General features: G+C 67.9%; 13 protein-coding genes and 1 pseudogene. 5 read left to right on the top strand and 9 right to left on the bottom strand.

The features are described 5' to 3' along the window. Window positions 1-213: 213 nt before the first annotated feature. Together QHF83_RS11460 and QHF83_RS11455 are read right to left on the bottom strand one after the other, a co-directional pair. Window positions 214-1,254: an STAS domain-containing protein gene (locus tag QHF83_RS11460; RefSeq protein WP_282417828.1), complete on the bottom strand. Its 1,041-nt coding sequence runs from the start codon at window positions 1,252-1,254 to the stop codon at window positions 214-216. 442 nt (window positions 1,255-1,696) lie between these two features. Next, a pseudogene (locus QHF83_RS11455) lies at window positions 1,697-1,867 on the bottom strand (IS630 family transposase); the annotation flags it as partial. Window positions 1,868-2,151: 284 nt separating this feature from the next. Between QHF83_RS11455 and QHF83_RS11450 the strand changes: the two are divergent. Continuing rightward, window positions 2,152-2,475, top strand: a complete 324-nt coding sequence (locus tag QHF83_RS11450; RefSeq protein ID WP_282417827.1) for a hypothetical protein — start codon at window positions 2,152-2,154, stop codon at window positions 2,473-2,475. Between the two features lie 91 nt (window positions 2,476-2,566). Here QHF83_RS11450 and QHF83_RS11445 read toward each other — a convergent pair whose 3' ends face one another. The 3 genes from QHF83_RS11445 to QHF83_RS11435 are packed head-to-tail and all read right to left on the bottom strand — an operon-like array spanning window position 2,567 to window position 5,186. After that, a complete protein-coding gene (locus QHF83_RS11445; protein WP_282417826.1) occupies window positions 2,567-3,370 on the bottom strand; it encodes a hypothetical protein in 804 nt (267 codons plus the stop codon). Next, entirely contained in the window at window positions 3,367-4,593 is a 1,227-nt protein-coding gene (locus QHF83_RS11440; RefSeq protein WP_282417825.1) for a glutathionylspermidine synthase family protein, read from the bottom strand. The genes QHF83_RS11445 and QHF83_RS11440 overlap by 4 nt, the downstream gene beginning before the upstream one ends. Beyond that, complete coding sequence (locus QHF83_RS11435; RefSeq protein ID WP_282417824.1) at window positions 4,590-5,186, bottom strand: SMI1/KNR4 family protein; 597 nt, start codon at window positions 5,184-5,186, stop codon at window positions 4,590-4,592. The genes QHF83_RS11440 and QHF83_RS11435 overlap by 4 nt, the downstream gene beginning before the upstream one ends. Window positions 5,187-5,279: 93 nt before the next feature. On the opposite strand from QHF83_RS11435, the gene QHF83_RS11430 reads away from it, so the two are divergent. The 4 genes from QHF83_RS11430 (at window position 5,280) to QHF83_RS11415 (ending at window position 8,478) form a co-directional block, all read left to right on the top strand. After that, the gene (locus tag QHF83_RS11430) at window positions 5,280-5,933 is read left to right on the top strand and encodes a hypothetical protein (RefSeq protein ID WP_282417823.1); all 654 of its coding nucleotides are present in this window, start codon (window positions 5,280-5,282) and stop codon (window positions 5,931-5,933) included. A 224-nt stretch (window positions 5,934-6,157) separates the two neighbouring features. Next, window positions 6,158-7,018 (top strand): hypothetical protein, encoded by an 861-nt coding sequence (locus QHF83_RS11425; protein WP_282417822.1) that lies wholly within the window; start codon window positions 6,158-6,160, stop codon window positions 7,016-7,018. A 4-nt stretch (window positions 7,019-7,022) separates the two neighbouring features. After that, a complete protein-coding gene (locus tag QHF83_RS11420) occupies window positions 7,023-7,928 on the top strand; it encodes a hypothetical protein (RefSeq protein ID WP_282417821.1) in 906 nt (301 codons plus the stop codon). Window positions 7,929-7,941: 13 nt separating this feature from the next. Further along, on the top strand, window positions 7,942-8,478 hold the full coding sequence (locus QHF83_RS11415; protein ID WP_282417820.1) for an ATP-binding protein: 537 nt from the start codon (window positions 7,942-7,944) through the stop codon (window positions 8,476-8,478). On the opposite strand, the gene QHF83_RS11410 is transcribed toward QHF83_RS11415, so the two are convergent. From QHF83_RS11410 to QHF83_RS11395, 4 genes are all read right to left on the bottom strand, one after another. Beyond that, the gene (locus QHF83_RS11410; protein WP_282417819.1) at window positions 8,439-9,239 is read right to left on the bottom strand and encodes a GNAT family N-acetyltransferase; all 801 of its coding nucleotides are present in this window, start codon (window positions 9,237-9,239) and stop codon (window positions 8,439-8,441) included. The genes QHF83_RS11415 and QHF83_RS11410 overlap by 40 nt on opposite strands. Before the next feature lie 734 nt (window positions 9,240-9,973). Beyond that, window positions 9,974-10,660 carry a hypothetical protein gene (locus QHF83_RS11405; RefSeq protein ID WP_282417818.1) on the bottom strand — a complete coding sequence of 229 codons (687 nt, stop codon included), beginning with the start codon at window positions 10,658-10,660 and terminating at the stop codon, window positions 9,974-9,976. 14 nt (window positions 10,661-10,674) lie between these two features. After that, entirely contained in the window at window positions 10,675-10,923 is a 249-nt protein-coding gene (locus QHF83_RS11400; protein ID WP_282417817.1) for a hypothetical protein, read from the bottom strand. Between the two features lie 32 nt (window positions 10,924-10,955). Then, window positions 10,956-11,729 carry a methyltransferase domain-containing protein gene (locus tag QHF83_RS11395; protein WP_282417816.1) on the bottom strand — a complete coding sequence of 258 codons (774 nt, stop codon included), beginning with the start codon at window positions 11,727-11,729 and terminating at the stop codon, window positions 10,956-10,958. Window positions 11,730-11,749: the final 20 nt, after the last annotated feature.

Genomic DNA, 11,749 nt, shown 5'->3' with positions numbered 1-11,749 from the left:
AGCCGAGGCGGCAGCGCTGCCCCAGCCTCGAACAGAGACGTCCGCGCTGCGGTCTTGACTGGCAAGTCCCGTCGCCGGTCTTGCCTCGACCTGTTCGATGAACTGCGCATCGCGCAGTTCATCGACCCCGGGTCCAGCGCTTGCGCTGGTCCGGGTCCAGGGGTGGACAACCCCTGGTCGGGGTCCGGGGTGAAACCCCGGCGCTGCGCTGCGCTACGCCCCGCCCTGCCGGAGCCCGCGCAGACAATGCTGGAGGCCTTGACGCAGGGTCGCGTGCGTCACGATGCCGCCGAGGTCCACGCCGAGTGTCACCATCGTCTGCGCGACGCTCGGGCGGATGCCCGTGATGATGCCTTCTGCGCCGAGCAGCCGCACGGCGCGCAGCAGGTCGAGCATGTAGCCTGCCGTGGCTGTGTCCACGGCTTCGACGCCCGTCAGATCCAGGAGCACGAACCGGGACGCTTTGTTTACCACCTCGGCGAGCAGGTTCGTCATCACCATCGCTGCGCGCATCGAATCGACCACGCCGAGCAGCGGCAATGCCAGCACCTTGTCCCAGACCTCGATGATCGGCGTCGACAGCTCGCTGATCACGCGTTGCTGACGCTCGATCATCGTGACCCTCTCGCGCAGCTCCTGCTCGGTGCGCCGGGCCTCGGTGACGTCCATCGACACGAGCGAGACGAGCTCGACCTCGCCGGCTGCGTTTTTCAGCGGAAAGCACCAGTTCTGCCAGATGATGCCGCCGTACTCCCAGGAGACCTGCACGATCTCGCCTTTGAACGCGCGCGCGACGTAGGGCGCGCAGGCGTGCTCGCCGAAGACCTCTTGGAAGCTCTGCCCGACGAACTGCCCGTCCTGGAGACCCAGTCCTTCGAGAGCTTTGCCTTCGTAATAGATGATGTAGCCTGCCTGATCGACGGCCCACATGGCCACCGGCGCCGTCGACAGGAGCACGCGCAGGATGGCCAGGCGCCGCGCGACGTCTGGATCCTTTCGAGCATCGATGATCCCGTCGCCGAGGAAGGCGGTGGGTTCGCGGCGCAACAACTGGGGTGCGCGCAAGTGACCGGTCGCGGGATCGACGACGTAGAGCGAGAGCGTGAGCCCGCGCTCCACGATCGCGTTTGCTTGCTCCTCCGAAAGTCCGAGCGCCAAACATCCGGCGATCAGCCGCTCGCGTGGCGAGGGACCGTGGGCATGGAGCAGTTTCGCGACTGCGGCCGCGTAAGCCGCCGCCTGAATGTCCGTCATCGTGCCACCTTGCCCCAACCGCCCGCGTGAAATCAATGCGCTCCCGCGTGTCCAAGGACGCTTTCGTGCCCTTTTCCCACCCGCCACGTGTGGCAGGTTTCGATCCCGCTTGGGCGCCAAGATTTCCACATGTGGCAGCGCCGTAACCCGAGCGGCGGGGATTGTGTACACACGTGTCACATGATTGACGCGTCCTCGCGGGTGTCCTGCCACGCTATGCAGTCGCCTGCGGAGGTCGGGGGCGGGCGGTGACACATGTGGCAGGCCCGGGACGAGGTCGGCTCGGCGAGGTGACACGTGTGGAAGGTGGCTCCGGAGCGCGGCGGATGCGGGTGACGCAGGGGGTAGCCGGGAGGGGAGGTCGGCGAGGGCGGGTTTTACGTGTGTCGGCCGGGGATCGGGCTCAGAGGCAGTGAATGGGCAGCTTCACTTCCGAGCACGCCGTCGTGGTCCCGTGCCGCACGTAGTCGTGCGTGCTTCGCTCGAGTTGCCCGGGCCGCATCGGCGAGAGCGGCTGCGAGCGGTTGAGCGCCTCCGTCTGCGATCTCTCGCCCACGCGGAGAACGACCGCATGGTCCAGCGGATGTATGTACAGGTCGACGATGTCGGCGACCGTGTGCATCGCTTGACCGCAGGTCGCGCCATCTCCGCGCACTGCCCATGTTCTCTCCGGGAAGGACAGAGGGCCGTCGAGGACCCCGGGGGAATCCTTGCTGGGAGAACGGCACTGGCACGACCCGCACTTCGGCAGACCGCCGGGGTTGTTCCGGCGTGACGACGTTGCCGACGCTCGTGGCAAGGAGACCGGAGCGGAAGCCACGGGTGGCATGGGTGGCGCATAGGGGGAGATGGGTCGCCGTCGCGACACGAAGGACGCTTCCCATCAGGAGAAACGTGATGCATTTGCATGGCTATACCGCGTACCGTCTCGTCCTCGCTTTCATGCTGACCGCGACTGCATTCGGGTGCGGATCCGAAGGCGAGTCGGACGAGGCGGTCGAGGAGACCAGCGCAGCGCTCGAGGCTCAAGCTCAGCCTGTGGGCAATACCTGCTGCCCGCAGGGCGACAGCTGGTTCATTTCTGAACACAGCCCCGGAGATGTGTTCTACGACCACAACGGCGACGGCCTCATCTGCTTCAAACCGGTCCCTGGCACGGGGGGCAGCAGCGTGGACGAGCCCGGATTCTCAATCAAGGACAACAACAATCCGTGCCCCTGACGCACCGGATCCTTCCCTGAACCCAACGACATAACGACGCAAAACCACCCCCCGTCGACGCACCGGGTCGACGGGGGGTGGCGGCGTCGTGCTAGCCGCTGCCGCTGCTCCGCTCGGGAATCAGGCCGCCGAACGTGCCGTCGTTCCGACGACGCAGCCCCATCCGACCGAACCACTGACTGACCGATTCGAATAGCCCGGGCCGCGCGACACGGAGCACCTCGGCCGGGCCGTTCACGTCGGTGCGCACGTGCAGGATCTCGATGCCCTGCTCCTGCCACGAAAAGAGGATCGGCGCGAGATCCGGGGCCGGTCGATCCGCCTCGCGCTGGACGAGCGCGACCCTCCGGATGCCCGCGCGCGCGAGCGTCTTCACCGAGGGGAAATCACTCGCGAAGACGAGCGAGCGATTGTCGTATTTACCCGGTTCGAGCGGTATGCCTTTCCCCATGCGCCGCTGGTCGAGCAGGAACACCGGAGGCGCGTCTTTCGCGAGCCCTGCGAGGCTCGACGCCGCGTCCACGAGGCTTTGCATCGTCTCGGCGTAAGCGATGACGCCCTCGGGCGCGGGAATGGCATTGTACAACGGCACGGGGCGGAATCCGTGCTCCGCCAGCGCCGCGCCGACGCGCACCCCCGCGGCGCCGGGCAAATCCAGGATCAAGGCCGTGTCCTGCAATCGCGGCGCGCTGCGGTAGGGATGCTCCCCGCCGGGCGCGGCCTGCGAATGCGCATGGATCGGCGCGACGATACGCTCCTCGATCCACGGGGGCGGGGAGGGCAGGGCCTTCGGCTGCGGCTCCTCGACGAGATACGCAAAGAGGACGGGCTTGACCCACGGGCTCCACGTGGCGTCGTCGGGCGCCCATAGTCGGTGCACCTCTTCTCGTGTCATGGCCTCTCCTCCGCGATGAGCACGGCGACGTCCGTCGCCGCGGCGTCGATGAAAGGTCTTTCCGTCACCCGGCCATACGCGCCGGCCGCGCGGCCGTCGACCGTGTAGACGCCGATGCACGGGAGCATCGGCCCGAGCGGCGTTTCGAGCGGGATCGTCGTGAACCTCCGCTGCGCCACCCAATCGGCGGGCGCGAGGGAAACGCGGAAGGCGAGGTTCGCCCATTGAAGCGCCGTCATGTGGGGACGCATCGAGACCGTGTCACCGGTGTTGCCATAGGCTGATTTGAGGATCCATCCGTCGTCCCGCAGCCAGGGCGCGTCCCTGGGATCACGGGTCTCGGGCAGAAGGCGCCGCCACGTATCGAGGCGCGCGCCGAGCTCGTCCCAGACGAGCGGGAGCCGCTTGCTCTCGCTGAGCGCCGCGGTCCCCGGATTGGAGACCGGGGTCCGGCCGCCGACGAAGAGCGGCTCCCAGTCGACGGCGCTGGGCAGGCGCGGCAGCCATTCCGCCTGATAAAACCGCACGAGGGCCCCGAGCGGCCCGGAATGCCCCGCCGAGACCAGGTGCGCCCGCCCGTCGTGGAAGCGGACGTGCGCCGGCGAGGCGCAAAACGCCGCGGCACCGCAATCCCGGAGCTCTTTCGCGAGGTGCGTGACGACCTGATGATCCTCCATGAACCCGGGCGCCGAGAGGAGCGCAATCGCGCCTTCGTCACGGGCTCGACCGAGGAGCGCATCGACGAGGCGCTTCGTGGGGTCGCCGGTCGCGCGTGTCCCGGGGAAAAACCCGGCCACGAGGGCCGTGAAGTGCGTCGCCTCGGTGAAGCCGCCCGGCACGTCGCTGTTGACCTCGGAGATACGCCATCCTTCCGTGGTGAAATGAAAATCGAAGCGCATCACCCGCGCCGCGGACGGGGTGGGGCGCGCGGCCGCACCGCGGCGGAAGAGGCGCTGGAGCGCGGGGGGCAACGAAATGCGGCGCTGGAGCGCCGGACGGTCGAGGATCTCCCGCTCGGCCGCGAGCGTTTCGCGTGTCAGGCGCTCGGCGAGGTCCGCGAGGTGCGCCCAGGTGGCCTCGTCGAGCAAGAGCGGGAAGGGCGCGAGGGCCGTGGTGTCGCCGACCTGCACGTCCCATTTGAAGCAGGTGAGCTCCATCGTGCGACGGAGCTCGCGAAACACGGCAGGATCGAGCGCGCGGCCGGCGCGCGCCGCGCGGGTCATCGATCGCCGAGGAGATCGAGATAAGGACCGTCGTAGATGCCCGAATCGGCGAGATACTCGAAGCGGCCGCTTTCGAGCGCATCCGCGTACCGCTCGAGCACCGTGGCGAGGTCGGCGCTGCCGGTCGTGAAGGGCCCGCCCGCGACCTCCCACTTGATGACCTGCCCGACGCGGCCCGCGCGGCCCGGCGCGAGGTCGATGCAGTAGAGATTGCCGCAGCCATCCTCGGCGATGGGAATCCAGGCCTCGTGCCACTTCACCGGTTTTACACGCGGGGTGCTTTGCTCGAAGACCTCGTGGTCGTCGAATTTCCCCTTCTTGCGCAAGGATTCGAGCCCGGCGCGCATCTTCCTCGACGCGGCCGCGCCCAGGCCCGCATACTCGAAAATCGGCAAGCCATCATGGACCTGCCACATCGCCACGAGCTCGGGCGGGAGCGGCTTGCCGAGGGCCTTCGCGAGAGCCTGCACGGAGGCCGCCCGGACCGGTGGGCGAAGCGGCTCCTCGAGGGCGTTTTTTTGCAACCAGGCCGCGACTCGCCGCGTCGCCGCCGCGGCCCGCTCGGGACGGTTGGAATCTTTCGGAGAAGCCATCAGCGCCCCGTACGCCAACTCCGCGGCTGCGACAAGCGCCTGACGCCGAGGAACTTGGTTCCCGCCTCCGGTTGGGCCATCCTCCCCGCCGCCATGCGCGCCCACGCCGCCTCCGCGATGCTGCTCTCTCTCGCCGTCTTTCTCCCGGCCTGCGCCGGCTACACGTCTCCGGCGCGGCGCGCGGAGATCGCCGGCGAGATCTCGAAGACGAACCAGGAGAGCCTCGGGCGCGCCTTCGCGGCGACGCTGCGCGCGCGTGGCGCCACGGCCCTCGCCGCCAAGGACGAGACGCTCGTGACACACGACCTCGAGCGATGCCTCTCCGCGTATCGCGACCTCACGCCCCCGCAGCCGGAGACGATCGAGATCCAGCGCATCAGCGGAGGGAAGCTCATCGCGCCTTGCCACGCCTTCGCCGACGGATTCCGCGCCGGGGCCGCCGAGGCGACGACGGACGACGGCAAGCGCGTGCTCGTCGTCCGCGCGGGCAGGGACGACGTTTTATACTCGCTCGCCGCCACCGCCGACGGAAAGCTCCTCGTGCTCCGGCCGCGGCTCAACGTGGTCGAGCGGCGCGTCGTGCGTATCCCGGGCACCTGCAATCGGATGCCCAGCCCCGCCCCCGACTTCATGCCGACCGAACGCGCCTACCTGCTCGAAGGGCGTACCCTCGACGCGGTCGAATACGTGGACGTCCCGTACGACGGCCTCGACGAGGACGTGCACTGCGACGAATACGTGTATTGACGCGCCACGCCATGGCTTGGCTGGTAAGCCCATTGCCCACGTCGGGCCGGCTGTCGCCGCGTGTTCACGTGAGCCCATCACCCGGCGTTTACACAGCGGACGAGCGCTGCGAGCCGTGAAGCGTGGCGTGACCGAAAACCTCCACGCGCGCAGAGAAAGCTTCCCCATGGCAGAGGCCTTGCTTAAGCTCATGTACTTGCCTTCCTCGGCAAAGGAGACCTTCCATGCGTAAAAGCGGTATCCTCGGGCTCTTGGGTCTTGCCATCGGCCTCACGACGGCGCTCCCCGCGAGCGCGGGCGTCGACCAGTGCGGCAACATCCGTTTCGAGGGGCTTTCGAACTGCGAGGTGCGCGTCACGGCCCAGTGCACGGCCGGGTGCAGCGAGTTCGGCATCTACAAGACGGCGTGCGCCACGAAGCTCGTTCAGGTCTGCGGCAACCAATGCACGCTCTCGGCGGAGGCGACCTGCACGGACAACTGCACCGTGCAGTGCAAGTCCGACTGCGACAACGGCGTCAACGTCATCTGCTCCCACAACTGCTTCGAAGAATGCACGACGAGGCGCGACACCGAGTGCGCCGCGAAATCCGACCCGGCGCAGTGCGCCGCGACGTGGGACGCGAACTGCGACAACGAGTGTGACGCCAAATGCGTGACGGTGGACGGAGGCTGTTATCAGCACTGCATCGAGTGCTGCGGCGGCTCGTGCACGGCCGACGCCAACATGGACTGCCAATACAGCTGCCAGGACGTCGAGTTCGAGGAGTGCGAGCAGGAGTTCCGCGCGAACTGCGAGGCCTCCTGCAGCGGCGACGGCGCGCTCTTCTGCGGCGGCGAGTACATCATCTCCGGCTCGCAGCTGCCGGCCTGCCTGCAGGCGCTCGCCGCGCAGGGCATCGAGGTGAAGGCCGAGGCGAACGTGAGCATCGGCCCCGACGGCATCAATGGCAACCTCGCCGCGGGCGTCTGCTCCTACAGCCCGGGCGACAAGGGCACCCTCATCGGGCCGTTCGCCTTGTTCGCCGCGGCCACGGCCGGCTTCCTCTCGCGGCGCCGCAAGCGCGATTCGCGTTCGTCCCGGTGATGCAATGAGCGTGCGGCCGATCTCCCTTTCGTGTTTCGTGCTGCTCGTCCTGGCCCTCGCTGGTTGTGCCGATGAGGAATCGAGCACGGAGGTGGTGGTCGGCCTCACGACGAACATGGCCGTTGGTTTCGATTTTCATGAGCTCGAGCGGACCCTGAAGGTCGACGGGGTCGTCGCGCAAAGCGAGCTTCTCTCGTATGGCGCGGGGAGTTTGCTCCTCCCGGCGGAGCTTCGGGTTCCGACGGCGACGGAGGGCGCCACGATCGAGCTGTCCCTCGCGGCCAAACGTCTCGACGAGGACGCCCCGGTCGTGACGCGCGAGGCAAAGACGCGCGTGCTCGGCGGGCAATCGCTGCTCTTGCCCGTCTCCCTGGACGAGGCGTGCGCCGGGGTCTCGTGCGCGGCGAATGCGACCTGCGTGGCGGGCGCGTGCGTCGATCCTTTCCTCGACCCGTCGTCCCTCGCGGCCTACGATCCGGCGTGGATCCAGTCGGCGGAAGACGCGTGCAAGACGGCGTCGTCGGGGGATCCGGCCCTCGTGGTCGGGCAGGGGCAAATGGCGTTCGCCTCGCTCGCGGAGGGCGAGGTGGTGCCGATCGAGCAGGGCCCGCAAGGAGGCCACCACGTGTGGCTCGCGCTCCGCGTGACGGGCCTCCGCCAGATGGGCTCGAAGCTCAAGGTGGGCGGGTTCTATCCCGATCTCGACTACGAGCTGCCTCCGTTCTCCTCGCAGGTCACGCTCCGCAAAGCAGACGACCATTGCGAGATCTACGGGATCCGATTCCAGGTGGACCGAGGCATCGCGGTCGGGACCGTCCGGGGCCTTCCACTCGACATCGACTTCACCCTGACGGACCCGACCGGCGACGCCGCCACGGCCCGGACGCAGGTCGTCATCGCGCCTTTGTGAGACAAGAATCCCCATGATGACGGAAAACGAGCGAACCGAACGACGCAAGCGGTGGGGCGACCGCGTGCCTGTGTGTGTCGTCTTCATCGGGCTGCCCGCGGCCGGAAAGTCGACGTTCTTCCGGGCGCGGTTCGTCGACACGCACATCCGCATCAACGGCGACATGCTCCGCACGGCGGCCCGCGAGCGGCTGCTCGTCGACGCTTGTCTGCAGGGAGGCACGAGCTTCGTCGTCGACAAGACGAACGTCTCGCGCGCCGAACGAGCGAGATACATCGAATCCGCGCTCGAAGCGGGATTTTTCGTGCACGGCTACTTTTTCGAGAGCCGGAAGGACGTCTGCCTCGATCGCAATGCGAAGCGCCCGCCCCACGAGCGCGTGCCGGACGTGGCCGTGCTCGGAATGCGGTCGAGGATGGAGCTACCGTCCCGCGAGGAGGGATTCGACGAACTCTATTTCGCGCGTGGGGTGGAGGGGACGTGGTTCGTGGAGGCGTATCGCGAGGGCAGTCACCCGAGCGCGTACCAGGAGAAGCCGACGACCGAGTGATACCCCATCGCCTCGTAGACCGGATACCCCATGTCCGTCGCGTGCAGCACCGTGCGATGCAGGCCCGTCGCGGCTTGCGCCTCCTCCAGCGAGCGGCGCATCACGGCGTCGCCATACCCCTTTCGACGGTGCTCGGGGTGCGTCGCCACCCACGCGACGTACAGGCGCCCATCGAGGGGCGACGTCAGCGTGCAACTGACGGGCTCTCCGTTCACGAAGCCGACGTGCCCATAAAAGTCATCAGCCCAGTAGAAGTCTTGCGCGATGGCGTCGCGGCCGAGCGCGATCGGCATCCCGTACGAGATCATGTTCAGATCGGAGAGCGCATTTCGCGTCTCCGCGTCGCGCACGCGCCGGATCTCGAGCTCGGCAGGGACGGGCCTCCGCGGAGGAAGGAGCGTGTCGGTCACCATTCCCTTCGTGCCGAGCTGCCTTGTGAGTCCCAGCCCCGAAAGCACCTCTTCCGCGACCTTGGGATCCCCGAGCCACGGGTCACACGCCGAGAAGAGCCAGGGCGCCCCGCTCGCCTTGCCGTGCTCGATGGCCACGCGGCACCGCTTCGCGAGGTCGTCCCCGTCACGCACGGGGGAGGAGAGATGAATCAGGTTGACGAAGGTCATCGGCGTGCCCGAGAGGGTGACCGTGATCCCGGGCAACGCCGCGATCTTCGCGTCGGGGAACCTGCCGGCGAAGATGCTCCACATCCGGATCATCTGATCGACCGACTCCACAATCTCGTCGTTTTGTTCGTGCTGGCTCATGGGTAACCGGGCGACAGGTTATGCCGTCGTCACGTCGCGCGTCAATGCTCCTGTATCCGAACCCGGTTCGATGCCTTGATGGGCGAGCCCCGTCCCCGACATCACGCTTCATTGCAGCACAAAACGAACGCGCCGCATGGTTTTGCCCGACCCCAGGAATATGCTATCGAAGAGGGATGCGAGCCATTCTCCTCCTCGGTTGTCTTCTGGTCACTGCAATGACCACCGGCTGCGTCGCTACGGCGCGTGGCGGTGCGTACGCGCGCGATGACGATCGCTGGGACAGGAACCGGTCCCGCACGACCACGTACCGCTCGACGCCCTCGCGTCCGAGTAGGAGCCCTGCACGTCCCTATGCCAGCCGCGCCAACGACGATGATTGTCCCCCGGGGCACCGCTGGTCCGACGGCCGCTGTCACGACACCGGCAAGGGACACGATCCCAACAAGCATCGCGGCCATGGCAGGGCCAAGAAGAAGTAGGCGACGGAGTCCGCTTCGGCGTCGATCGGGGTTACCGTCCCTTGCATGAGCGACGTGGAGCCCATCTTCCAGCTCTCTCCGGACGCACCGATCGCCGCGGCCATCGGCCCCGTATGGAGCCTCGTCCCGCTCCGCATCCCGACCGGCTGGGCCATCCGGTGGAATACGATCCTCGCACGAAAGCTCCCCTCCGGAGACGTCGAGGCCAATGACTCGGAAGACCTCTTCTGGGCCGTGAAGCTGCCCCCGCCCCTAACGCGCGCGCCGGACGAGGAACGTGACGCCCCAGAACAGGAGCGCGCCCGGCAGACCTCCCACGAAGATCGGCAGGAGCAGCTCGATCGTGAGCGGCTCGGGGCGGAGGTCGAGGTACCACGCGACCGCCGGGAGCGAGCCGAGCGCGACGGCCACGAGCGCGATGCAAAAGCCGAGGCGCGCGAGCGCCGTCCGGCCCTGCAAGAGCCCCGCGACGAGCCCGAACAATGCGGCCACGACGATCGCCGGGGCGAGCGCGCCGGGATCGCCGAACCAATCTTCGAGCCAGCCCGCGCGGATCACGGCACCGGCCACGCCGCCGCCGGCCGCAATGCCGAAATTCCTGGCAGCGCGCATGCTCTCGGGGTCCGCGTGTGTGTCGTCCATGGCGGCGCGGATCTCGGCGCGCGCGGCGGCGGCCATTTCGCGCGGATCACGCCCTTCACGCCGCAGCGTGAACGCGGCGAGGACGAACATCAGCACGAGCGCCGGAACCTCGGTCACGATGAACGTGAGGCCGGCGGCAGCGAGCGGATGCTGCGCGGGATTCTCGCCGAGCTCGGCCGCGAGGAACACCGCGTAGGGACCGGTTCCGGTCGCGACCCAGTACACCGTGAGCGCCAGCGCCACGGCGCAGAGGAGGCCACCGAGGATCCGGGCCCGAAGCGGGAGCGTATGCTGCACGGCGTGGATGTATCCTAAGGTTTTTCGATCGGCTTTTGGGTCTCGCAATCCACCTGCTCGACCCAAGGCGGATTCGCGGCGTGCGTGATCGAGCAGGTCCCGTCTTCGTTGCGCGAAAAACCTTCCTTCACGCTCCCGAGGTTCGGCACATAGATGTCGTCGTTCGGGTCCGGCTTGGCGGGCTCCTGCGCCGCTCCGCCGCAACCCGCGGAAATCGTGACCACGAACGCGGCCGCGAGCCGCGGAGCTTTCTTGCGTCTCATCCTGCCGAGTAGAGGCGAGCCCCGCCGCCCCGTCAAGAAGACGATACGCGCGTCGCCACGACGAACCTTCGCGTGAACGGAAACGGCGTGCCATAGGGCCGGGCGGGGTAGTCCGATTGCAGGAGCGGACGGAGCGTATCGAGGAAGGCGGCGCCTTCCTCGGGCCCGAGCGTGCTCACGAGGGGGCGCAGCGTGGTGCCGAGCAACCATTGCAAGACCGCGTCCTCGCCGGGCAGCACGTGCAGGTACGTCGTGTCCCACGCCTCGACCACGAATCCGAGGCCGACGAGGTGATCCAGATAAAAAGCCAGGGGCTCGGCGTGGCCTCGGCGCACGTCACGGAGCGCGCTCGCGAAGCGGGGCAGGGCGCGGACCTCTTCCACGCGCCGATGCGAAGGCGCCTCGAAATTCGCGGGAATCTGGAAGGCCAGCGTCCCGCCCGGCGAGAGCAAGCCGGCGAGGCGCGTGAGCAGGCCGGCGTGATCGTCGAGCCAGTGGAGGGCCGCATTCGAGAAGAGCACGGAGGCGGGCCCGGGCAAGGCGGCACGCGCGAGGTCGGCCTGGAGGAAGCGGACGCGCGAGGACGCGAGTCTCGTCTGGGCCTCGGCGAGCATGGCCGCGGAGCTGTCCACGCCGAGGATCTCGGCTTCGGGCCAGCGCTCGCCGAGGGCGAGCGTCAGGTCGCCCGTGCCGCAGCCGAGGTCGACGACACGCGCGGGGGACGAGGCGTTCACCTGCGCGAGCAAATCGAAGAACGGCCTTCGTCGTGCTTCGCGGAACAGGCTGTATTGCTTTGGATCCCACATCGAAACACGGGGCACGTAAC

Source organism: Polyangium sp. 15x6 (genome assembly GCF_029960785.1).
Lineage (GTDB): Bacteria > Myxococcota_A > Polyangia > Polyangiales > Polyangiaceae > Polyangium.
Note: the sequence above shows the minus strand (reverse complement) of the source record. Positions and strands in the feature narration are given on the sequence as shown.